The 22,907-nt window shown below is 58.2% G+C and carries 22 protein-coding genes; 13 read left to right on the forward strand and 9 right to left on the reverse strand.

The window, feature by feature from the left end:
- From ACZYSM_RS08200 to ACZYSM_RS08210, 3 genes are all read left to right on the forward strand, one after another.
- Window positions 1–570 carry a GNAT family N-acetyltransferase gene (locus ACZYSM_RS08200; RefSeq protein ID WP_489070837.1) on the forward strand — a complete coding sequence of 190 codons (570 nt, stop codon included), beginning with the start codon at window positions 1–3 and terminating at the stop codon, window positions 568–570.
- Window positions 571–675: 105 nt separating this feature from the next.
- Window positions 676–1,545: an acyl-CoA thioesterase II gene (gene tesB, locus ACZYSM_RS08205; RefSeq protein ID WP_489070606.1), complete on the forward strand. Its 870-nt coding sequence runs from the start codon at window positions 676–678 to the stop codon at window positions 1,543–1,545.
- Window positions 1,542–2,135, forward strand: coding sequence for an HAD family hydrolase (locus ACZYSM_RS08210; protein WP_489070608.1), 594 nt, complete (start codon window positions 1,542–1,544; stop codon window positions 2,133–2,135). The genes tesB and ACZYSM_RS08210 overlap by 4 nt, the downstream gene beginning before the upstream one ends.
- A 155-nt stretch (window positions 2,136–2,290) precedes the next feature.
- Here ACZYSM_RS08210 and ACZYSM_RS08215 read toward each other — a convergent pair whose 3' ends face one another.
- From ACZYSM_RS08215 to ACZYSM_RS08230, 4 genes are all read right to left on the reverse strand, one after another.
- A complete protein-coding gene (locus tag ACZYSM_RS08215) occupies window positions 2,291–3,247 on the reverse strand; it encodes an alpha/beta hydrolase (protein WP_489070610.1) in 957 nt (318 codons plus the stop codon).
- Entirely contained in the window at window positions 3,247–4,140 is an 894-nt protein-coding gene (gene ypfJ, locus ACZYSM_RS08220) for a KPN_02809 family neutral zinc metallopeptidase (RefSeq protein WP_489070839.1), read from the reverse strand. Before ypfJ ends, ACZYSM_RS08215 begins: the two co-directional genes overlap by 1 nt.
- 422 nt (window positions 4,141–4,562) lie before the next feature.
- On the reverse strand, window positions 4,563–5,651 hold the full coding sequence (gene trmA, locus ACZYSM_RS08225) for a tRNA (uridine(54)-C5)-methyltransferase TrmA (protein ID WP_489070612.1): 1,089 nt from the start codon (window positions 5,649–5,651) through the stop codon (window positions 4,563–4,565).
- On the reverse strand, window positions 5,648–6,943 hold the full coding sequence (locus ACZYSM_RS08230) for an NCS2 family permease (RefSeq protein WP_489070614.1): 1,296 nt from the start codon (window positions 6,941–6,943) through the stop codon (window positions 5,648–5,650). The genes trmA and ACZYSM_RS08230 overlap by 4 nt, the downstream gene beginning before the upstream one ends.
- Before the next feature lie 204 nt (window positions 6,944–7,147).
- Between ACZYSM_RS08230 and ACZYSM_RS08235 the strand changes: the two genes are divergently transcribed.
- Together ACZYSM_RS08235 and ACZYSM_RS08240 are read left to right on the forward strand one after the other, a co-directional pair.
- The gene (locus ACZYSM_RS08235) at window positions 7,148–7,603 is read left to right on the forward strand and encodes a DUF4879 domain-containing protein (RefSeq protein WP_489070616.1); all 456 of its coding nucleotides are present in this window, start codon (window positions 7,148–7,150) and stop codon (window positions 7,601–7,603) included.
- Between the two features lie 67 nt (window positions 7,604–7,670).
- A complete protein-coding gene (locus tag ACZYSM_RS08240; protein ID WP_489070618.1) occupies window positions 7,671–8,222 on the forward strand; it encodes a DJ-1 family glyoxalase III in 552 nt (183 codons plus the stop codon).
- 13 nt (window positions 8,223–8,235) lie between these two features.
- On the opposite strand, the gene ACZYSM_RS08245 is transcribed toward ACZYSM_RS08240, so the two are convergent.
- Window positions 8,236–9,477, reverse strand: coding sequence for an MFS transporter (locus ACZYSM_RS08245; protein WP_489070620.1), 1,242 nt, complete (start codon window positions 9,475–9,477; stop codon window positions 8,236–8,238).
- A 527-nt stretch (window positions 9,478–10,004) separates the two neighbouring features.
- Between ACZYSM_RS08245 and ACZYSM_RS08250 the strand changes: the two genes are divergently transcribed.
- The 3 genes from ACZYSM_RS08250 to ACZYSM_RS08260 all read left to right on the forward strand — a co-directional run bounded on the left by ACZYSM_RS08250 (window position 10,005) and on the right by ACZYSM_RS08260 (window position 12,685).
- Complete coding sequence (locus tag ACZYSM_RS08250) at window positions 10,005–11,435, forward strand: cytochrome ubiquinol oxidase subunit I (RefSeq protein WP_489070622.1); 1,431 nt, start codon at window positions 10,005–10,007, stop codon at window positions 11,433–11,435.
- Window positions 11,436–11,438: 3 nt separating this feature from the next.
- Window positions 11,439–12,446, forward strand: coding sequence for a cytochrome d ubiquinol oxidase subunit II (gene cydB / locus ACZYSM_RS08255; protein WP_489070624.1), 1,008 nt, complete (start codon window positions 11,439–11,441; stop codon window positions 12,444–12,446).
- A gap of 71 nt (window positions 12,447–12,517) precedes the next feature.
- Entirely contained in the window at window positions 12,518–12,685 is a 168-nt protein-coding gene (locus ACZYSM_RS08260) for a DUF2474 domain-containing protein (protein WP_489070626.1), read from the forward strand.
- A gap of 90 nt (window positions 12,686–12,775) precedes the next feature.
- On the opposite strand, the gene ACZYSM_RS08265 is transcribed toward ACZYSM_RS08260, so the two are convergent.
- Together ACZYSM_RS08265 and ACZYSM_RS08270 are read right to left on the reverse strand one after the other, a co-directional pair.
- Window positions 12,776–13,900 carry a methyltransferase gene (locus tag ACZYSM_RS08265; RefSeq protein ID WP_489070628.1) on the reverse strand — a complete coding sequence of 375 codons (1,125 nt, stop codon included), beginning with the start codon at window positions 13,898–13,900 and terminating at the stop codon, window positions 12,776–12,778.
- 208 nt (window positions 13,901–14,108) lie between these two features.
- Complete coding sequence (locus ACZYSM_RS08270) at window positions 14,109–14,819, reverse strand: helix-turn-helix transcriptional regulator (RefSeq protein WP_489070630.1); 711 nt, start codon at window positions 14,817–14,819, stop codon at window positions 14,109–14,111.
- 450 nt (window positions 14,820–15,269) lie between these two features.
- Here ACZYSM_RS08270 and ACZYSM_RS08275 point away from each other — a divergent pair, with 450 nt between their 5' ends.
- Window positions 15,270–16,046 (forward strand): ferredoxin--NADP reductase, encoded by a 777-nt coding sequence (locus ACZYSM_RS08275; RefSeq protein WP_489070632.1) that lies wholly within the window; start codon window positions 15,270–15,272, stop codon window positions 16,044–16,046.
- Window positions 16,047–16,092: 46 nt separating this feature from the next.
- On the opposite strand, the gene mscL is transcribed toward ACZYSM_RS08275, so the two are convergent.
- Complete coding sequence (gene mscL / locus ACZYSM_RS08280) at window positions 16,093–16,506, reverse strand: large-conductance mechanosensitive channel protein MscL (RefSeq protein ID WP_489070634.1); 414 nt, start codon at window positions 16,504–16,506, stop codon at window positions 16,093–16,095.
- Between the two features lie 876 nt (window positions 16,507–17,382).
- On the opposite strand from mscL, the gene radA reads away from it, so the two are divergent.
- Complete coding sequence (gene radA / locus ACZYSM_RS08285) at window positions 17,383–18,750, forward strand: DNA repair protein RadA (protein WP_489070636.1); 1,368 nt, start codon at window positions 17,383–17,385, stop codon at window positions 18,748–18,750.
- A gap of 152 nt (window positions 18,751–18,902) precedes the next feature.
- On the opposite strand, the gene ACZYSM_RS08290 is transcribed toward radA, so the two are convergent.
- Window positions 18,903–19,271, reverse strand: a complete 369-nt coding sequence (locus ACZYSM_RS08290) for a PilZ domain-containing protein (RefSeq protein WP_489070638.1) — start codon at window positions 19,269–19,271, stop codon at window positions 18,903–18,905.
- 194 nt (window positions 19,272–19,465) lie between these two features.
- Here ACZYSM_RS08290 and ACZYSM_RS08295 point away from each other — a divergent pair, with 194 nt between their 5' ends.
- The 3 genes from ACZYSM_RS08295 (at window position 19,466) to yjiA (ending at window position 22,840) form a co-directional block, all read left to right on the forward strand.
- Entirely contained in the window at window positions 19,466–21,532 is a 2,067-nt protein-coding gene (locus tag ACZYSM_RS08295) for a carbon starvation CstA family protein (protein WP_489070640.1), read from the forward strand.
- A 15-nt stretch (window positions 21,533–21,547) separates the two neighbouring features.
- Window positions 21,548–21,745 (forward strand): YbdD/YjiX family protein, encoded by a 198-nt coding sequence (locus tag ACZYSM_RS08300; protein WP_419116328.1) that lies wholly within the window; start codon window positions 21,548–21,550, stop codon window positions 21,743–21,745.
- A 123-nt stretch (window positions 21,746–21,868) separates the two neighbouring features.
- Window positions 21,869–22,840, forward strand: coding sequence for a GTPase (gene yjiA, locus ACZYSM_RS08305; protein WP_489070643.1), 972 nt, complete (start codon window positions 21,869–21,871; stop codon window positions 22,838–22,840).
- Window positions 22,841–22,907: the final 67 nt, after the last annotated feature.

A 22,907-nucleotide genomic window follows, 5' to 3' on the forward strand; every position in this document is an offset into this window, starting at 1 on the left:
ATGGAGCCGATACTGGAACTTGAGAGCGCACGACTGCTGCTACGCCAGTGGCACGATGATGATTTGCCGGAATTTGCAGCAATGTGCGCCGATCCGCAGGTCATGCGTTACTTTCCAGCGCCCTTGAGTCGTCTGGAAAGTGCGGCATTGATCGGCCGAATACGCGGTCATTTCGCCGAACATGGCTTCGGTTTGTGGGCGCTGGAGCGTAAGGACACCGGGGATTTTATCGGTCTGACCGGCCTGCTGTATCTCGGCTTCGACGCGGCATTCGCACCGGCGGTGGAAATCGGCTGGCGTCTGGCGCGTGAGCATTGGGGGCTGGGTTATGCCAGCGAAGCAGCCTGGACCGCTCTGCGTTGCGGCTTTGACCGGTTGGCGTTGAAGGAAATCGTGGCGTTTACCGCCGCGACCAATCTGCCGTCGCAGAAAGTCATGCAGGCGATCGGCATGCACTACGACCCTGCGCACGACTTCGAGCATCCGACGCTCGGCAGCGATGATCCGTTGCGCCATCATGTGCTGTATCGCATCACCCGTGAACAATGGTTGGAAACCTTGCATGGATAAGCAGGCTGGGACGTTTATGATGTGTCCATTGTTGGCCTATAGCCCAATTGAATCGACCGCCGCAGCCAAGACTGCGCGGCATTGCTCTGTGTGAGGAGAGTCTGAATGAGCCATGTATTGGATGATCTGGTCGACCTGCTGACCCTGGAACCGATCGAAGAAAACCTCTTTCGCGGTCGCAGCCAGGACCTGGGTTTCCGTCAGTTGTTCGGTGGCCAGGTACTCGGCCAATCGTTGTCTGCAGCCAGCCAGACCGTAGAAGAAGCGCGCCACGTGCATTCGATGCATGGTTATTTTCTGCGCCCTGGTGACGCTGGTTTGCCGGTGGTCTATCAGGTTGATCGAGTGCGCGATGGCGGCAGTTTCAGTACCCGTCGCGTCACGGCGATCCAGAAGGGCAATCCGATTTTCACCTGCAGCGCCTCGTTCCAGTATGACGAAGCAGGTTTCGAGCACCAGCTTCAGATGCCGCAAGTGGTTGGCCCGGAAAATCTGCCGTCGGAACTGGAGATCACCCAGCAGAGCGCGCACCTGATTCCGGAACACATGCGCGAAAAGCTGCTGTGCCCCAAGCCGATCGAAGTACGCCCGGTGACGGAAAAAGACCCCTACAACCCGCAACCCGGTGACCCGATCAAATACGTGTGGTTCCGGGCTGACGGTGCCTTGGCCGACTCACCGGCGCTGCACAAATACCTGCTGGCTTACGCTTCGGACTTCGGTTTGCTGACCACTGCTTTAATGCCCCATGGCAAATCGGTCTGGCAGAAAGACATGCAAGTCGCCAGCCTCGATCATGCGTTGTGGTTCCACGGTGATCTGCGCGCCGATGATTGGCTGCTGTACGCGATGGACAGCCCGTGGGCCGGCAATTCCCGTGGCTTTTCCCGTGGCAGCGTGTTCAATCGCGCCGGACAATTGGTGGCATCGGTCACTCAGGAAGGCCTGATTCGTCATCGCAAGGATTGGGCATGAGTCTTTGTGAGGTGCGGTACTGGGTGTTCGACATGGACGGCACGCTGACGATTGCCGTGCATGACTTTGCGGCGATCCGTGAGGCGCTGGCGATTCCCGCTGAAAACGACATCCTGACCCATCTCGCCGCGCTGCCTGCCGATGAGGCTGCGGCCAAACATGCCTGGCTACTCGAACACGAACGGGATCTGGCGCTGGGCTCCCGGCCTGCGCCAGGTGCGGTGGAGTTGGTGCGGGAGTTGGCCGGGCGCGGCTATCGCCTCGGCATTCTGACCCGCAACGCCCGTGAGCTGGCCCATGTGACCCTGGAGGCGATTGGCCTGGCGGACTGCTTTGCGGTGGAGGATGTGCTGGGCCGCGATGAAGCCCCGCCAAAACCTCACCCGGGTGGTTTGCTGAAACTGGCCCAAGCCTGGAATGTGGCGCCGAGTGAGTTGGTGATGGTCGGTGATTATCGCTTTGACCTGGACTGCGGTCGGGCGGCTGGGGCACGGACCGTGTTGGTCAATTTGCCGGATAATCCGTGGCCTGAATTGACGGATTGGCATGCGCAGGATTGTGTGGCGTTGCGGCAGATGCTTTCGGCTTGAGGCCCAGCCCCTGTAGGAGCGAGCTTGCTCGCGATAGACGTTAACGATAACGCGTGTTTTCTGAATAAACGCGTCGCCCTTGAGTCCATCGCGAGCAATCGAGCGTCGACCGGCTGCTCCTACAGAAGGCGCCAGATCAGACACTTGTGTTCCAGTTACCTGAACAACGCCTTCCGCCCCTCAGGCGAGGTAAACATCCCATCCCCGTCATGCCCGACACCCGGCACTTCAATCAGCTGCTGATCCAGCCCCTGCGGGTGACGCTTGCGCAGATAATTAAAAAAATTGTGCCCACGAATCAACCGATTCGCGCCCTGGGCTTCGGCCTCACAACTTTTATCCAGCGCCGGATGATTCGGGTCGATGTCCTGCTGCCCCAGTAAATAAACGATGTCACGTTTGACGTAGTTTTCCTCTAGTTGTGCGGGTGTTTGCCCACCGGCATAAGCGGGCAAGTCCGTCAGCCCGTACTTCCAGCGATTGTATTGCGGACAACCAGCGTGATTGAAGGCCTCCGGCCGTTGCTCATTGAAATACGCATATGACGAGGGATTGGCGATCACATAGCGCACCTGCACGCCGGCCGTCTTGAGGGCCGGCTGATCGCGACTCAACAATGCGTAACGCTGAACCACCTGAGCGCCGCCGGAGTGACCGGCGATGACGATTTCCTTCACGTCCGGAAACTGTTGTCGATCACTAAGTCGGGCGACGATTTCGTCAATAACAGCGTAGGAGCTCAGAGGATTTGGACCTGTGGATAAGCCGCCGGCCATCCAGTCATTGCCCTGCCAGCGCAACACGTTGCCCAGCAGTTGACGGCCAGCGATATCGGTTTCATTGAGAAATTGCGGGACGATCACCAGAGTGGTCGCGCTTTGCCCAGCCTGCTTGGCCGCGTGTTCAGCGCTCCGGCGGTAGGTTTCAGCATTGCGTAATCGACCATGAATGATGATCAGCATGCGCTCGATTTTCGTCGGCGACGGGCCTACGCTCACCGCCATCTCGCCGGCCTCCAACTGCAAGCGCCCGGAGCTGATCGCCTCCACTCCGTGCTCGGCAGCCTGGGTGCTGGCGCAGGTGATCAGTAGAGCCAGCAGCCACTTACGCATTACAGGCTCCTCGCGGCGAAGGTATCGCACTGGCTGATCTGGCCTTGGGCGAAGCCGGTTTTGAACCAGCGAACTCGTTGCGCCGAGGTGCCGTGAGTGAATGAGTCCGGCACCACTCGGCCTTGACCTTGCTGTTGTAAGCGGTCGTCACCGATGGCATTGGCTGCGTTCAGCGCTTCTTCGATGTCGCCCGGCTCGAGCCAGTTCAGACGTTTTTGCGCATTGTTAGCCCAGACGCCGGCCAGGCAGTCGGCCTGCAATTCTTGACGCACCAGCAAGCCACCATCGCCCTCCATACGCTGGCCCTGTTGCCGAGCGGCCTGAATTTTGGCGGAAACACCGAGCAAGGTTTGTACGTGGTGACCGACTTCGTGGGCGATCACATAGGCCTGCGCAAAGTCGCCCGCTGCGGAGAAACGCTGGGACATTTCCCGGAAGAAGCTCATGTCCAGGTAAACCTTTTGGTCCGTCGGGCAATAGAACGGGCCCGTGGCGGAGCTGGCAAAGCCACACGCAGAGTTCACCCCCTTGCTGAACAAAATCAATGTGGGGTTCTTATATTGGCGCCCGGCCTGCTGGAAAATTTGACCCCAGGTGTCCTCAGTATCGCCGAGGATGGAACGGACGAATTCCGCTTGTTCATCATTGGCGGGCGGCGCTTTGCGGGTCTGCTGGGTGGCGGGTGCGGATTGTTCAGTCATCCGGCCGGTCAGTTGCCCGAGAATCTGCATCGGATCCTGGCCGGTCAGCCAACCGATGCCGACAATCAGCACAATGGCCGTCAGGCTCAGCCCCTTGCCACCCCCGAAACGCATCCCACCGCCGCCCCCGCCGGTATCGTCACCGCGAGCATCCACCACGTTGTCGCTGCGTCGGCCTTTTTTCCATAGCATGTGGGAATACTCTTTTAGTTTGGTGTGAGTGTTGCTGGTGAGCAGAACTAGCGCCAGCCCGGCGGTCCGGCATTCGCCGCGAACGGTAGCAATCTCGGCAACGATTTCGTGGTTACCGAGAAATATGCAGAATTCCATAGAACATCAACAACCGATAAAATTCCGTACGGGACTGGGCCGGTAGACGCCTGACAAAAGCTGTTCACGAATCGCAGCCCATTGAGTGAGCAGGTATTTGGCAGTCTGATCAATATCCAGGCCTTGCCCCCCGCAGTCGGTCGCCCTATACGGTTGCGCTTCACTTCGTTCGCTGTGGTCAGCTTGCGGCGGGACGTTCACCCACGAGATTGCGCCCATGCTGGGCGCACAAAAAAAATGCCTCCATGGCGGAGGCATTTTTGTTCGCTTTACAGCAGTGCTGGCTAGCGACGGGTCAACAACACCCCGGACTCCATGTGATGAGTCCACGGGAATTGGTCGAACATCGCACAGCGGGTGATGCGGTGGGTGTCGTGCAGTTGCGCGATGTTGGCGGCGAGGGTTTGCGGGTTGCACGAAATGTAGAGGATGTTCTCGAAGCGTCGGGTCAGCTCGCAGGTGTCCGGGTCCATACCGGCGCGCGGCGGGTCGACGAACACACTACCGAACTCGTAGCTCTTGAGGTCGATGCCGTGCAGGCGTCGGAACGGGCGAACCTCGTTCAGGGCTTCGGTCAGCTCTTCGGCGGACAAGCGCACCAGTGTGACGTTATCCACAGCGTTTTCGCTGAGGTTGCTCAGCGCGGCATTCACCGAGGTCTTGCTGATCTCGGTCGCCAGTACTTTGCGCACGCGGGTCGCCAGCGGCAGGGTGAAGTTACCGTTGCCACAATACAGCTCCAGCAAATCATCGGAACGCTCGCCGAGCGACTCGAAAGCCCAGTTGAGCATCTTCTGGTTGACTGTGCCGTTGGGCTGAGTGAACGCGCCCTCCGGTTGGCGGTAGCTGAACGTGCGGCCGCCGACGTCGAGTTTTTCGACCACATGATCGTGGCCGATCACTTCGCGTTTGCCCTTGGAACGACCGATCACACTGACATTCAAATCAGCGGCCAGCTGCTGGGCAGCCACTTGCCAGTGTTCGTCCAGCGGGCGGTGATAGCACAGGGTGATCATTGCATCGCCAGCCAGGGTGGTCAGGAAATCCACCTGAAACAGCTTGTGACTCAAGGCTGCGCTGGCTTGCCATGCCGCTTTGAGCTGCGGCATCAATTGATTGATGCGCAGGCTTGCGATCGGGAACTCTTCGATCAGGATCGGCGTGCGATTGTCCCCTGGGGCGAACATCGCGTAGTGGCGCTGGCTGTCTTCGCGCCACAGGCGGAATTCGGTGCGCAGGCGGAAATTTTTCAGTGGCGAGTCGAACACCTGAGGCTCGGGCGCATCGAACGGCACCAGCAGTTCACGCAGGCGCGCCGCTTTTTCGTCGAGCTGACGGGTGTAGGACTCGGTGTCGAAAGATTGCGCACTCATGCGTTGAACCAACCCAACTTGATCACGAACAGAATCGACAGAGTCACCAGCGCCGGGTTCAGTTCACGGCCACGGCCGGACAGCAACTTGATCGCGGTCCAGGCAATGAAACCGAAGGCGATGCCGTTGGCGATGGAGTAGGTGAACGGCATGGCCAGCGCAGTGACCACCACGGGTGCTGCGACGGTGATGTCGTCCCAGTCGATTTCGGCCAGACCGGACGTCATCAATACCGCCACGAACAGCAACGCCGGCGCGGTAGCGAAGGGCGGAATACTGCTGGCGAGCGGTGAGAAGAACAGCGCCAACAGGAACAGGATCGCCACGACAACGGCGGTCAAACCGGTACGGCCACCGGCGGCGACGCCTGCAGCCGACTCGATGTAGCTGGTGGTGGTCGAGGTCCCCAGCAAGGAACCGGCCATGGCCGCGGTGCTGTCGGCGATCAGGGCGCGGCCCATTTTCGGCATGTGGCCGTCCTTGCCCATCAGCCCGGCGCGTTTGGCCACACCGATCAGGGTGCCGGAGTTGTCGAACAGGTCGACGAACAGGAAGGCGAAGATCACGCTGACCAGACCGATATCCAGTGCGCCTTTGATGTCCAGTTGCAGGAAGGTCGGTGCCAGCGATGGCGGCATCGACATTACGCCGCCGAACGGGGTGAAGCCCATCAGGATCGAGACGATGGTCACCGCCAGAATACCGATCAGTACTGCCCCGCGAACCTTCAGCGCTTCAAGGGCGACGATCAGCGCAAAACCGAGGGTGGCGAGGATCGGAGCCGGTTGTTTCAGGTCGCCCAGGCCGACCATGGTCGCCGGGTTGCTGACCACGATGCCGGCGTTATGCAGGGCGATCAGAGCCAGAAACAAACCAATACCGGCGGCAATCGCCGAGCGCAACGCCAGCGGGATGCTGTTGATGATCCACTCGCGGATGCGGAAGATCGACAACAGGAAAAACATCACCGCAGAGATGAACACCGCGCCCAACGCTACTTGCCAGGTGTGACCCATGTGCAGGACTACGGTGTAGGTGAAGAAGGCGTTCAAGCCCATGCCCGGCGCCAGAGCGATCGGGTAGTTGGCGATCAGGCCCATCACGGTCGAACCGATGGCCGCCGCCAGACAGGTCGCGACAAACACCGCCCCTTTGTCCATGCCGGTCTCGCCGAGGATGCTCGGGTTGACGAACAGAATGTAGGCCATGGCCAGGAAGGTCGTGAGGCCCGCAAGAATCTCGGTCTGCACGTTGGTGTTGTGTGCCTTGAGTTGAAACAGCCTTTCCAGCATGTCTGCTCCCCGTGGCGCGCCCGGCGCCGTGAATGTATCGACTTAAACAGCAAAGCACAGACTGCCTGAAGCACCTGTTGATTTTCTGTGGGTCGGAAAAAGCCGCGCATCATACCAGCAGCTAGCGCCAATGACTGCGATCGTCGGCGTTGTTTTGCCGTCGTGGGTAGTGGGGCATACTGCGCGCAAGTTTTGGGGGTAGGTATGTATTGCACAAAGAACAGTGTCGTTTTCTGCCTTGGGCTGTTGGGCGCCCTGCTAATGGGGACGCAAACCGCCTGGGCTGCTTCGGCTCCGCCGTTGAACGAGGTGAAAATCCTCAAGGTCCAGTCGCCGGACTGTGGCTTGGAAGACGTATCGGATGGCCGTGAGCAGACCCAATGCAATCACGGTGGTGGGAACATCAGGGTTTTCGTGCTGGAGCAGGGTTATGGCCGCAATCCAAATGTCGCGTTGGACGGTTTTGCGGTGAGCGGCAGTAAAACGCGAGTGTGCGGGGACGCAGGCAACGGTTTGGGGGAGTGTTCCGGTTCGGCGAAGATCGTCGGTTATCTTTACGTCTTTGATCTGGTCGGCAAGCAGGGGGGCACCTTCACCTTCAGTAACACGTCTATCAATGCGCCTGGAAATACCCTGTCAGCGCAGATCTACATCAAGTAATCGCACTGCCCGGACGCTTGTAAGGAAAGCTGACTAAGCTTTAAAGACCATTATGTGGAAAACCCCCATGACCTTTAGAGCTCTGATCACCCTCGCCGAAGGCATCGACGACCTGCAAAGCGTGACCCTGATAGATGTACTGCGTCGCGCCGGGATTGAAGTGGTGGTGGCCAGCATTGAATCGCGGCGCATGCTCACTTGCGCGCGCGGTACCCGCCTGACCTCCGATGCCATGCTGGTGGATGTGTTGGCCCAGCATTTCGACTTGATCGTACTGCCCGGCGGCGCAGTCGGCGTCCAGCATCTGACGGCCCATCAACCCTTGCTCCAATTGGTCACGGACCAAGCTGCGGCCGGGCGTCTGTTTGCGGGTATCGCCGAAGCCCCGGCGCAGGCCTTGCAGACCTACGGCGTTCTACGTCAGCGACGCATGACCTGCCTGCCAACGGCCAGCCATCAGTTGTCCGGTTGCAACTTCATCGACCAACCGGTCGTCGTGGACGGTAACTGCATCACCGCCCAAGGCTCCGGCGCGGCGCTGCAGTTTGCGTTGACGCTGGTGGAGCAACTCTGCGGCAAGGCCAAGCGGGCGGCGCTTGCGGGAGAGTTAGGGGGGTAATCGCGGGGGCACTTCAGGCGTTGCTTTCGACACTCACATCCGCATGCATCCGGTCACGATTGGCCAGGGTCGGGAACAGCTTGATCCACACGCCGGTGACCATCAGCGTACCGATCCCACCGAGCACCACCGCCGGCACGGTGCCGAACCAATGGGCGGTCACCCCTGATTCGAACTCACCCAATTGGTTCGAAGCGCCAATGAACAAACCGTTCACGGCGCTGACCCGGCCGCGCATTTCGTCCGGTGTTTCCAGTTGCACAAAAGAGGCGCGAATCACCATGCTGATCATGTCCGCCGCGCCCAGCACCGCCAGCACCGCGAGGGAGAACCAGAACGAGGTCGACAAGCCGAAGGCGATGGTCGCGACACCGAACACGCCGACGGCGGTGAACATGATTCGCCCGACGTTGCGCTCCACGGCAAAGCGCGCCAGCCACAGCGACATCAGCAAGGCGCCGACAGCGGGGGCGGAACGCAGTAACCCCAAGCCCCATGGCCCGGTGAGCAGGATGTCTTTGGCGAACACCGGCAGCAATGCTGTCGCACCGCCCAGCAGTACGGCGAACAGGTCCAGGGAAATTGCCCCGAGAATGTCCGGTCGACTGCGAATGAAGCGAATCCCGGCCAGTAGCGAATCCAGCGTCGCCTTGCCTTTGTTCAGCGGCGTTTGCCGGGCGGGCAGGTTGAGCATCAGCAGGCAGGCGATGAGGTACAAAATCACCGTGGGACCGTAAACCCAGACACTGCCGAAGGCGTAGAGCAAACCGCCCAGGGCCGGCGCGACGATGGTGGCCGATTGCTGGGCAGACTGCGAAGCCGCAACGGCTCGCGGGAACAGCGCACTGGGGACGATGGTCGGCAGCAACGCTTGAGTCGTCGGCATTTCGAACGAGCGTGCGGCACCCAGCAGGAACGCGAGGATGAAGATCATTTCCCGAGTGACATTGTCGGTGACACTGCCGATGACCAGGGCCAAGGCGATCAATGCTTGCAGTGACTGACAGATGGCTGCGATTTTGCGTCGGTCATAACGGTCCGCCACATGCCCGGTGTGGAGCATGAACAGCACCCTCGGTGCGAACTCCACCAGCCCGACCCAACCGAGGTCCAGGACATTGCCGGTCAGCTGATAGAGGTTCCAGCCGATGGCCACGGTGAGCATCTGGAAACCACTGGCGGTAAACACCCGCGCTAGCCAAAACGCAATGAAAGGGCGGTGATGACGCAACAGCAGCGGGGCTTGGCTAGGCATCTGAAAGGCAGGTCTGAGCGGGAGAAAGGCGAGATTATCACCAAGCTGTAACCATAAGTTGCAGGCACAGGAAATTTAGTTAGCTAGACACCGATATGGCTTCGATGTCGTCGGCTCACCTTTGTAGCAGTTGCCGAAGGCTGCGTTCGGCTGCGCAGCAGTCGTGAAGTCAGGCACTGCAGTGTTTCAGACAGAGCGAGTCGTCAGGGTTTACGACTGCTTTAGCTGAACTCAGTCTTCGGCAGCCGCTACAGGTGGGGACTCAGGCTCTAGGTTGAAGCAGTGAGGCAACCTGTCACGCGACAAAAAACCACACAGTCCAGGCCTGAAAATGGGACTACTCTTTGAACGTTGCTTGATCCAGATCAATTCCTTTCCCGGAACTGATCTGACGGCCAGATGGCCAGAATCCCTACGTTGTGATGGTTTAGAAAGAACGAATTTGAATTCGCCACACTCCATATCCGTGGGGGCCGTGGGTGCAGGCCTCTAGCCGGCAGCCAGTATTACCTGACAGAGGAAGACTTATGTTCGGTTTGGAGGCACTTGATCTCGCCCGAATCCAGTTCGCGTTCACCATCTCGTTCCACATCCTGTTTCCGGCCATCACCATTGGTTTGGCGAGTTACCTGGCGGTGCTCGAAGGCTTGTGGCTGAAGACACGTAACGATACCTACCGTGATCTGTATCATTTCTGGTCGAAGATCTTTGCCGTCAACTTCGGCATGGGGGTGGTTTCCGGGCTGGTCATGGCCTATCAGTTCGGCACCAACTGGAGTCGCTTCTCCGATTTTGCCGGGTCTGTCACCGGGCCGCTGCTGACCTATGAAGTGCTCACGGCGTTCTTCCTCGAGGCCGGCTTCCTTGGCGTCATGCTGTTCGGCTGGAACAAGGTCGGGCGCAAGCTGCACTTCTTTGCAACCGTCATGGTGGCCATCGGAACGATCATTTCTACCTTCTGGATTTTGGCTTCCAACAGCTGGATGCAGACCCCGCAAGGCTATGAAATCGTCAACGGCCAAGTGATTCCGGTGGACTGGCTGGCGGTGATTTTCAACCCCTCGTTCCCGTATCGCCTAATGCACATGGCCACGGCAGCCTTTGTCGCCACGGCGTTTTTCGTCGGTTCGTCGGCCGCCTGGCACCTGTTGCGCGGTCGTGACAATCCGGCGATCCGCACGATGCTGTCGATGGCGATGTGGATGGCGCTGATCGTGGCGCCGATTCAGGCAGTGATCGGTGACTTCCACGGCCTCAATACGCTCAAGCATCAACCGGCGAAAATCGCCGCGATCGAGGGTCACTGGGAAAATATCGGGAATGAGCCGACCCCACTGATCCTGTTCGGCTGGCCGGACATGAAAGCTGAGAAGACCCGCTTTGCCGTAGAGATTCCGTACTTGGGCAGCCTGATTCTGACCCACTCGCTGAACGAACAAGTACCGGCGCTCAAGGACTTCCCGCCTGAAGACCGGCCGAATTCGACCATTGTTTTCTGGTCATTCCGGGTCATGGTCGGGCTGGGCATGCTGATGATTTTCACCGGTCTGTGGAGCCTCTGGCTGCGCAAGCGCGACAGCCTGTACTCGTCTCGTCCGTTCCTGTATCTGGCGCTGTGGATGGGGCCGTCCGGCCTGATCGCAATCCTTGCTGGCTGGTTCACCACTGAGATCGGTCGCCAGCCGTGGGTGGTCTACGGATTGATGCGTACGGCAGATGCCTCATCGGGGCATAGCTTCACGCAAATGAGCATCACCCTTGCGTTGTTCGTCGTGGTGTATTTCTCGCTGTTTGGCGCGGGTCTGGGCTACATGATGCGTCTGGTACGCAAAGGCCCGGTGATCAACGAAGGTGCCGAACCAAGCCACGGTGGTCCTGGCCAGAAACGTACACCCGCCCGTCCGCTTTCCGCTGCTGATGATGACGATCACAGCGACAGCCTGAATAAGGGGAACTGAATCATGGGTATTGATCTTCCGCTGATCTGGGCCGTGATCATCATCTTCGGCATCATGATGTACGTGGTTATGGATGGGTTCGATCTGGGGATCGGAATCCTTTTCCCCTTCGTCAAGGGCGACCGCGATCGCGACGTGATGATGAACACCGTCGCGCCGGTCTGGGACGGTAATGAAACCTGGCTGGTGCTGGGCGGTGCGGCACTCTTCGGGGCCTTTCCGCTGGCCTACTCGGTGGTGCTCTCGGCGCTGTATCTACCGCTGATCCTGATGCTGATCGGGCTGATCTTCCGCGGTGTGGCGTTCGAGTTCCGCTTCAAGGCCAAGGACGACAAACGCCACATCTGGGACAAGGCTTTTATCGGCGGCTCAGTGACGGCGACCTTCTTCCAGGGCGTGGCGCTGGGGGCGTTTATTGATGGCCTGCCGGTGGTCAATCGCCAGTTTGCCGGTGGTTCGCTGGATTGGTGCACACCGTTCACGCTGTTCTGCGGCGTGGCGCTGGTGGTGGCCTATGCGTTGCTCGGCTGCACCTGGCTGATCATGAAGACAGAAGGCAAGTTGCAGGAGCAGATGCATAACCTGGCGCGACCGTTGGCATTCGTGGTGTTGGCGGTGATCGGCATCGTCAGTATCTGGACGCCGCTGGCCCACGCTGAGATCGCGGCACGCTGGTTTACCCTGCCGAACCTGTTCTGGTTCCTGCCGGTGCCGATTCTGGTGCTGGTGACCATGTATGGTTTGATCCGCGCCGTAGCCCGTAATGCGCATTACACGCCGTTCCTGTTGACCCTGGTGTTGATCTTCCTCGGCTACAGCGGCTTGGGAATCAGCTTGTGGCCGAACATCGTGCCGCCGTCGATATCGATCTGGGACGCCGCCGCACCGCCACAGAGCCAGGGCTTCATGCTGGTCGGCACGCTATTTATCATCCCGTTCATCCTGGGCTACACCTTCTGGAGCTACTACGTGTTCCGCGGCAAGGTCACCCATGAAGACGGTTATCACTAGGTGTAGGAGCGAGCTTGCTCGCGATGGCGTCTTCTTGGGCACCATCAAACCCCCAGAGAGGATTCCAGGCTATGACCGGCAAACACTCCTTGCAGGAAATCGAACAGGCCGAGAAAAAGCCGCTCTGGCAAAGGCTTGGCTGGCTGGCGGTGATCTGGACGGGCAGCGTGCTGACCCTGGCCATCGTTGCCAGCCTGATGCGCATGTTCATGAACGCTGCTGGCCTGACCACTCACTGAAATTCGCGTCACCGAATCCCATCCCGTTGCCTTGCGGCACGGATTTATAACCCTCCGTATGGAGGGTTTTTTTTCGCTTGTGATTGCGCGTTATTTACGCGCCTTGAGAATCACGAATTTGGGCGTGGACGCCACCTGCTCGACGCCACGGAACAACCGGGCGAGTTTGCTGTGGTAGCCTAGATGACGATTGCCGACGATGTACAATGCGCCGCCGACCACCAATGCTTCACGGGCCTGCTGGAACATCCGCCAGGCGAGGAAATCACCGACTACCTGTTGCTGGTGAAACGGTGGGTTGCACAGCACGACATCAAGCGATTGCGGCTCTTGCCCGCCCAGGCCATCACCCGCGCGAACGATCACTTCGCGTTCGCCGAGTGCGGCGCGCCAGTTTTCGGTCGCCGATTGCACCGCCATGAAGGATTCATCCACCAGGGTGTACTGAGCTTCGGGGTTTTGCAGCGCGCTGGCGATGGCCAGCACGCCATTGCCGCATCCCAGGTCGGCGACCCGTGCGCTGCCAAGGTTTTTCGGCAGATGGGGGAGAAAAGCCCGCGTGCCAATATCCAGCCCTTCGCGGCAGAACACATTGGCATGGTTCAGCAGCTCGATGGCAGGCTCCTCGAGGGTATAGCGAGTCGGGTAGGGCGATACGGCCGGTGTTTTACTTTCGGGGGTGGCGATCAGCAGACGGGCCTTTTTTACCGCCAGCGAAGCTTGCACCGGGCCAATATAGCGTTCCAGCAGATCGCCGGCGGCGCGTGGCAGGTGTTTGATCATGGCGGCCGCAATCACCTGGGCGCCGGGAGCCAGTTGGTCTTGCAGGCGAATCAGCTGTTCTTCCAGCAAGGCCAGGGTTTTCGGCACCCTGATCAACACCCGGTCGAACGGTCCGGCCAGGTTTTCGCTGGCGGGCACGATTGATACGGCATCGAAGGCCTGGCCGTTACGTACCAGATTTTTCTCCAACGCCTGGGTGGCGAGAAACGAGTCGCTGCTGCTGGTGACTTGTACATGCCCGACCAGGCTGGCTGCCAGTGCGCCGAAGCTGTCGTTGAGCACCAATACCCGGGTATCCGCTGTCGGCTGTTGCTCGGCCAGATGGTTGAGCAGGTATTCATCAGCCGCGTCGAAGGCCTGCAAAGGCTCGTTCTGTTGTTCAGGCTGGCGGATCAGGTCGAGCTGGGCGAAGGGGCTGTCGAGCAGGGGCATGATGCGGGGACTCTGGGTAATCAACGGGTGTCCCGCAAGGGCTTGGCGGCTTTGATACTTGCAGGACTGTCTGAGTGGACTGCGCCGCGGTGCTGGGCAACTCGCGTCTTCACTCAGATGGGGTGGCAAATGGTACGTTTTTTTCTAATGGATTACTCGTTGGTTTTATCGGCTCGCAACGCGTAGCGCCGATCTGTCTTTGCGTAGGTCAGAGCAAACCCAGCCTGGCAGCGCGCACCACTGCCGAGATCTTATTGTTGACGCCCATCTTTTTTATTGCGCTGCTCACATGGTAATTCACGGTCCGCTCCGAGAGGCAGAGAATGGTTGCAACATCGGAGGCGGTCTTGCCGTCTGCGGACCATTTCAGGACTTCAGTTTCCCGGATCGTTAAACGGGTCTCGCGGAAAAAAGTAGTGTTGGATAACACCTTCTGCGCGACGACCGCGTGCAGGGCGTGGCATAGCCACATAAGCTGGCCTGCCTTGTCGTTGAGCTCGTTTGGGGTAATCGGATGATGGCTTCGCGAAAGACTCAGCATGCTGAACACGCCACGAGAATCATGAAGCGATTGCGACAAGCCATGACACATTCCGTGGGTTTGTGCCTCCTCCCAAAAGGCCGGGAAGGTTGAGAACGTGTCGTCGTTCCAGAGGATGGGCAAAACCGAATGGCTGCAATGTTTCATGATCGAATCTTGCGCAGTATAGTTATATGTTTCGTATTTTTTATTCCATTCGCTCGGGTAGTTATTGATCCTTATATTATGTGATTGATCGTCGAGCGAGTGAGGGGATATCGCAAATGCACAGTATTCAAATCCCATCTCGTCGGTAAGGCGCAGAGCCATGTCGAATATGGACTGTATGTCGTCATCTTGAGTCAACCGCTGTAGCTGGGCTTTCTTCCGGATTGTCATCGATAATGCCCCCTATTTGGCTGCTCCGCGGACGCAAGATTGGATCCAAAGGTTGTTCGTGCCGAGTGTAGAGTATTCATTACAAAAACGGTGAATATATTTTTGCTCTGAAAGTACTCTTGTCCCGACTTTGTTTTTGACAACGTAAACTTGATAGGCTGCCAAAAACAGGAACTTATGTGTTAGATGCAATGCGTAATCTAATGGCCGGGAAGAGAATAATAGTGAATAGGTTTCAGTGATAATGTTGTGGGTGAGGGCTCAGGTCGAGCAGGCTTATTTCTAAATAGTCAGTGGCCTATTACTAAATTTATGACGTCGTCATTTATTTGCTTAACGAGAGTATTGAACTTGGGCAACCTTCACTCAGCTCTATAACATTACAAACCACCGGTGTTCCTGCGCTCGGCTTTGCGGGAAACTGAGGGCATCTGTTCAATGGAGCGCCCCATGACCGCCAGCGCCGAAAAATTTACCTGCCAAACGTTGCTCGACGTTCATCCACTGACCCCAAGTCTGTTCACATTGCGCACGACCAGGGATCCGGGCTTCCGCTTCCGGGCCGGGCAATTCGCTCGCCTGGGGGTCACCAAGGCGGACGGCAGCACGGTGTGGCGGGCGTATTCCATGGTGTCTTCGCCTCATGACGAGTTTCTTGAGTTCTTTTCCATTGTGGTGCCGGGTGGTGAGTTCACCAGTGAATTGAGCCGTTTGGGAGAGGGCGACACGTTATTGGTCGACCGTGAGGCGTTCGGTTTTCTGACCCTGGACCGCTTTGTCGATGGCCGTGATCTCTGGTTGTTATCCACAGGTACCGGTGTTGCGCCGTTTTTGTCGATCCTCCAGGACTTCGAGGTTTGGGAGAAGTTTGAGCGAATCATCCTGGTCTATAGCGCACGCGAAGCACGAGAGCTTGCCTACCAGGACCTTATCGCCGGGCTGGCGAAGCGCGAGTACCTGGCTGAATACGGCCATAAATTGCAGTTCATCGCGACCGTCACCCGCGAGCAGTACCCGGGCGCCTTGAACGGGCGGATCACTCAATTGATCGAGAATGGCGAGCTGGAGCGAGCGGCGGGCGTGGATCTGACGGCCGAGCATTCGCGGGTGATGCTCTGCGGTAACCCACGGATGATCGATGACACGCGCCACCTGCTTAAAAAACGCGATATGCAACTCAGCCTGAGTCGCAGGCCTGGGCAGGTTGCGGTGGAAAACTACTGGTAAAAGCCCGGCGCCCTGATGGCGCCGTTCTTTATAGCGACAGAACCGTTCAGGGCCTGTTGTTCTGTGTTTTGAGCAGGTCGCGAATTTCGCCCAGCAGCTCTTCTTCCTTGGTCGGAACCGGCGGCAGGGTTGGCGCAACGGCTTCTTCGCGTTTCAGACGATTGATTGCCTTCACCCCCATGAAAATCGCGAACGCGATAATCAGGAAGTCGATGATGCTCTGGATGAATTTGCCATAGGCCAACATCACCGCGGGTGCGTCGCCTTGGGCTGCCCTGAGCGTGATCCCCAGATTACTAAAGTCCACCCCACCGATCAGCAGGCCAATGGGCGGCATCACCACGTCACCTACAAATGACGAAACGACTTTACCGAAGGCTACGCCGATGATGATACCGACGGCCATGTCGACCACATTCCCTTTGACCGCAAAGGCCTTGAACTCACTTAGCACGCCCATAGGTTATTCCTTGTTACAGATGAGGTTGGTGAACGCAGTGTAATTCAGCAAAACGCATCGTGCTTGACGCAACTGCTAATAGCGTTCGGAGGTGTCGACCTGCCCGCCAGCAAACGGCCACAAAGTACCGTCAAGCGCGCGGAAATTCGTGGGAATCTCATCATCGTGATCGGCAACCTGACCGGGCGGCCAAGGCCAACGTACTCACTGCCAACTAGCCCTTACCGATGTTCATGTGCTGCCGCGGGGGCACGGCAGTCCGTCGCCACGTTCTATAGCGGTAATAACGATGACTTATGTCTGGTTCGATTATTTTTCATGCTCCAAAAAATAGGTGTAAACAGACAGAGTTATTTTTCAATAACGGTACGCCCGCAGTCATTGGAAGAGCGCAGTAGCGGGAGTGTACGTCTATAAGTTGGCCTGCACCAAGGATGACATGCATGGCATAAAAAATTCGCCGGGAAAGCGATAATCTAAAACAGTCTAAAGTGTCCGGGGTAAGGTTGAAGTGGTTGGGGTAAAATAAGTGTTCCTATTATTATTAAAAATACTTTTCAACGTAATACTTGTACATTGCGTTATTTAAGTAGCAAGGTTTGTACAGGTTTTAGTTCGATTTATTGGGTGAGGTCAAGGTCTGGTCTGATGCATCAAAGCGAAAGTTGTACAGCCAGTGCCGCATCGTCGTTCAGTTAATCTGTTTCAGGAAATAGAACACGTTACTAAGGCGTCTGGCCAAAATGATTGATTGAATCTGCCTTAAAGCGACTCAACTCCGGTGTAAACGTAACAGTAAGACTGAAATCCAGACGACGCGTGTCGCACTGATCGCAGCCAGCTGAGCTATCATCGCGGTTTTTCGTTGGAGTTCAGATGGCCAAGGCAAAGCGCATGTACGGCTGCACCGAGTGCGGCGCAACCTTCCCCAAGTGGGCCGGCCAATGCGCGGAATGCGGGGCCTGGAACACGCTGACTGAAACCATGGTGGAAAGCGGTGGCGCAGCGGCCCCTGGCGGGCGTACCGGATGGACGGGGCAGCAGGCTCAGATCAAGACCCTGGCCGAAGTCAGCGTCGAAGAGATCCCGCGCTTTTCCACGGCGTCCGGCGAACTGGACCGGGTGCTTGGCGGTGGCCTGGTAGACGGCTCGGTGGTGCTGATCGGTGGTGACCCAGGCATCGGCAAGTCGACGATCCTGTTGCAGACGTTATGCAGTCTTGCCGCGCGAATGCCGGCGTTGTATGTCACTGGCGAAGAATCCCAGCAGCAAGTGGCCATGCGCGCCCGTCGCCTGGGATTACCTCAGGACAAGCTGCGGGTCATGACCGAAACCTGCATCGAAACCATCATCGCCACGGCTCGGGTAGAAAAGCCGAAAGTCATGGTGATCGACTCTATTCAGACGATCTTCACCGAGCAACTGCAATCCGCACCAGGCGGTGTGTCCCAGGTGCGTGAAAGTGCGGCGTTGCTGGTGCGTTACGCGAAACAGAGCGGTACCGCGATTTTCCTGGTCGGCCACGTCACTAAAGAGGGTGCACTAGCCGGGCCGCGGGTGCTGGAGCACATGGTCGATACCGTGCTGTATTTCGAAGGTGAGTCGGATGGTCGTCTGCGTCTGTTGCGGGCAGTAAAAAACCGCTTTGGCGCAGTCAACGAACTGGGTGTGTTCGGCATGACCGACAAAGGTCTGAAAGAAGTCTCCAACCCGTCGGCAATTTTCCTGACACGTGCTCAGGAAGAAGTGCCGGGAAGTGTGGTAATGGCAACCTGGGAAGGCACGCGTCCGATGTTGGTGGAAGTCCAGGCACTGGTGGACGACAGCCATCTGGCCAACCCGCGTCGGGTAACCCTGGGCCTGGATCAGAATCGACTGGCCATGCTGTTGGCGGTCCTGCATCGTCACGGCGGCATTCCGACACACGATCAGGATGTTTTCCTTAACGTGGTCGGCGGGGTCAAGGTGTTGGAAACGGCTTCCGATCTGGCCTTGATGGCGGCAGTGATGTCCAGTTTGCGCAACCGGCCATTGCCCCATGATCTGCTAGTGTTTGGCGAAGTCGGTTTGTCCGGTGAGGTCCGGCCAGTGCCCAGTGGTCAGGAGCGCCTGAAAGAAGCCGCTAAACACGGCTTCAAACGGGCCATCGTACCCAAGGGTAACGCACCGAAAGAGGCGCCACCAGGGTTGCAGATTATTGCTGTGACACGCCTTGAACAGGCATTGGACGCATTGTTTGAATAAAGACGACTGTAGGAGCTGCCGAAGGCTGCGATCTTTTTTGCCACGCTGCCGAGGCTGGGTCTGAAGATCAAAAGATCGCAGGCTCCGCCAGCTCCTACAGGGGATATAGCCTCTATGCGACTCGCGACCGGCTCATGGTTGATCCGCCATGATCAAACCTCGATCAGCGCTCCCAGCTCCCGTTCAAGTTCGGCCTGGTCGCCCAGATTGAGCTCGACCAAGCGCCGCAGGCGGCTGACGGATTCCAGGTTGATGTACCGGCAGACGAAGCCGAGCTGGCCGTGATCCTCATGGGTAAGCTGCACGTCCATGGCGATCTCGACCTCAGTGCTCAAGTGAATGTCGACTGAAAAAATCTGTTCCTTGTTCCCCAGCCAAGGCTCGGGACGTTCGATCAGTAAGCCCTTGAGTGATAGATCAATCAGCTTCACCGGCCAACGATACTCACCCTGGCTCAGTTCAGTTCTGGCATCGAAGGCAATACGTTTGAAGCGGCGGCGATTTGCAGGGTGGTCGCTCATGGCGCAGTCCTCTTGATTTTCGCTGACTATAGACCTGCATCTGTAGAAGCCGCCACCGCCAGTGCCCACTCAGGAAGGTTGAAGAGGGGGCCTTGAAACAAGGTTCTAGACCAATGTCGGGTATGGTCTTTAGTGTAAGTAGGGCTAAACTCGGGGTGGCTTCCTCTAAAGTCCACCTGGCTGGAATAAAAAAGATGAAAAATAATAATAGCCTACTACGCCACTTACCCTGGCTGCTGCTGGCAATTGTAGGTGCGTGCGCCCTGGGCGTAGTGGCCTTGCGCCGCGGCGAGGCGATCAACGCCTTATGGATTGTGGTCGCGGCAGTGGCCATTTATCTGGTTGCTTATCGTTACTACAGTCTGTTCATCGCTAACCATGTGATGCAGCTCGATCCGCTGCGGGCCACCCCTGCAGTGCTCAACAACGACGGTCTGGACTATGTGCCGACCAACAAACACATACTTTTCGGTCACCACTTCGCGGCCATCGCGGGTGCGGGGCCGTTGGTCGGCCCGGTTTTAGCAGCGCAAATGGGCTACCTGCCCGGTACGCTCTGGCTGATCGCCGGCGTAGTGCTGGCGGGTGCTGTGCAGGACTTCATGGTCCTGTTCATGTCGACCCGCCGCAACGGTCGCTCCCTGGGCGATATGGTCCGTGAGGAAATGGGCCGTATCCCCGGCACCATCGCGCTGTTTGGCTGCTTCCTGATCATGATCATCATCCTCGCGGTGCTGGCGCTGATCGTGGTCAAGGCCCTGGCCGAGAGCCCGTGGGGCATTTTCACGGTGATGGCGACCATCCCGATTGCGATGTTCATGGGCATTTACATGCGCTACATCCGCCCGGGCCGCATCGGTGAAATCTCGGTTGTCGGGGTGCTTCTGCTGCTGGGTTCGATCTGGTTGGGTGGGCAGATTGCCGCTGATCCGGTCTGGGCCAAAGTCTTTAGTTTCACCGGGATCCAGATCACCTGGATGCTGATTGGCTATGGTTTCGTCGCCGCAGTGCTGCCGGTCTGGCTGATTCTGGCGCCGCGCGACTACCTGTCGACCTTCCTCAAGATCGGCACCATCGTCGCTTTGGCGATTGGCATCCTGATTACCATGCCCGAGCTGAAAATGCCGGCACTGACCCAGTTCACCGACGGTACCGGGCCGGTGTGGAAGGGCGGGTTGTTCCCGTTCCTGTTCATCACCATCGCCTGCGGTGCGGTGTCGGGTTTCCACGCGCTGATCGCTTCCGGGACGACACCGAAGCTGCTGGCCAGCGAAGGCCATGCCCGTTACATCGGTTACGGCGGCATGCTGATGGAGTCCTTCGTGGCCATCATGGCGATGGTGGCTGCTTCGGTGATCGAGCCGGGTGTCTATTTTGCGATGAACAGCCCGGCGGCCATCGTCGGCGGTGACGTTGCTTCGGTTGCCCAGATGGTCAGCAGCTGGGGTTTTGCCATTACTCCGGAAGCTCTGCAAGCCGTGGCCAGGGACATTGGTGAAACCACCGTTCTGGCCCGCGCTGGTGGCGCGCCGACTCTGGCGGTCGGTATCGCGCAGATCCTGCACAACATTCTGCCGGGTGAGAACACCATGGCATTTTGGTACCACTTCGCGATTCTGTTCGAGGCGCTGTTCATCCTGACCGCTGTAGACGCCGGCACCCGTGCCGGGCGTTTCATGCTGCAGGATCTGCTCGGCTCCTTCGTTCCGGCGCTCAAACGGACTGAATCCTGGACCGCGAACCTGATCGCGACTGCAGGTTGCGTGGCGATGTGGGGTTACCTGCTGTATCAAGGCGTGATCGATCCACTGGGCGGCATCAACACCTTGTGGCCACTGTTCGGCATTTCCAACCAGATGCTGGCCGGTATCGCGCTGATGCTCGGCACCGTCGTGCTGATCAAAATGAAGCGCCAACGCTACATCTGGGTGACCTTGCTGCCCGCGGTCTGGCTGCTGATCTGCACCACCACCGCCGGTTTCATCAAGCTGTTCGATGCCAACCCGGCGATCGGCTTCCTGTCTCTGGCCAGGAAGTACAGTGATGCGCTGGCCAACGGTCAGATTCTGGCGCCGGCCAAGGACATCAACCAGATGCAGCACGTGATCTACAACGCCTACACCAACGCGACACTGACAGCGCTGTTCCTGTTCGTGGTGTTCAGCATCCTGTTCTATGCCATCAAGGTCGGTGTTTCGGCCTGGGGCAGTAAAGAACGCACGGATAAAGAAACGCCATTTCAGGCCTTGCCGGACGCGTAATCGAGGAGTGCAAACATGTTCAATGACCTGAGTCGCCTCGGTAAATACCTCGGGCAGGCCGCGCGCCTGATGGTCGGCATGCCCGACTACGACAACTACGTCGAGCATATGCACACCAAACACCCGGACAAGCCGGTGATGACCTATGAGGCGTTCTTTCGGGAACGCCAGGAGGCTCGTTACGGCGGTAAGGGTGGTCCGAAATGCTGTTGAAACACGGCGTTTAGGCAACACACCACTGTAGGAGCACGGCTTGCCGGCGATAGCGATCTTCAGGACGCCATCGCCGGCAAGCCGCGCTCCTACAGCTTTTTCTGCGTATGGGAGATCTTCGTTTTGCTACCCACCATCCCCGTCACGGTCCTCAGCGGCTTTCTCGGCGCTGGCAAAACCACGCTGTTGCGCTATCTGCTCAAGGCCGAACACGGCCTGAAAATCGCCGTGATCGAAAACGAATTCAGCGACGCCGGAATCGACACCCAACTGCTGGGCGACGAGCCAGTGCAAGTCATGACGCTGTCCAACGGCTGCGTCTGCTGCACCATTCACACCGACCTGACCAAGGCGCTGTACCTGCTACTGGAGCGTCTGGACAGCGGCGAAATCGCCTTCGACCGGCTGGTGATCGAATGCACCGGGCTGGCTGATCCCGCACCCGTGGCACAGACTTTTTTTATCGATGAAGAGTTGCGCGAGCGCTACATCCTCGACGGCATCATCACCCTGGTTGACGCTGCCCATGCCGAGCATCACCTGACCCAGACCATCGCCCAGGCCCAGATCGGTTTTGCCGATCGCTTGCTGGTGAGCAAACGCGATCTGGTGGACGAGGCAACCTTTAGCGCCCTCTGCGAACGGCTGACGCGTATCAATCGCCGTGCGCCGATTCGCGTCGTCGAGCATGGCAAGATCGACCTGGCCGAACTGTTGGATGTTCGCGGCTTCAACTTGAATGCCGACCTGGGCGGTGGCCTGAGCCTGCGACCGGTGAGCAAGGCACCGTCCATCGACCGAATCTCCAGCCTGGTGCTGCGCACTGACAAGCCGCTGAATATCGACAAACTCAGCGACTTCATGAACGAGCTGCTGGAAGATCACGGCAAACAACTGCTGCGCTACAAAGGCGTGCTGAATATCGTCGGCGAGCCACGGCGGATGGTGTTTCAGGGCGTGCTAAAGCTGTACGGTTTCGACTGGGACACCGAGTGGGCAGAAGGCGAGGCGCGTGAAAGCGTCATCGTGTTTATCGCCGACGATTTGCCGGAAGAGAAAATTCGCGCGGGGTTTGCATGTGTGCATGACGCTTGATTCGCACCGCAGATCAAGTATGGGAGCGAGCAAGCCCACATAAACCCCCCGTTCCAACACTGGGTTT

Source organism: Pseudomonas sp. F220, from assembly GCF_057813935.1.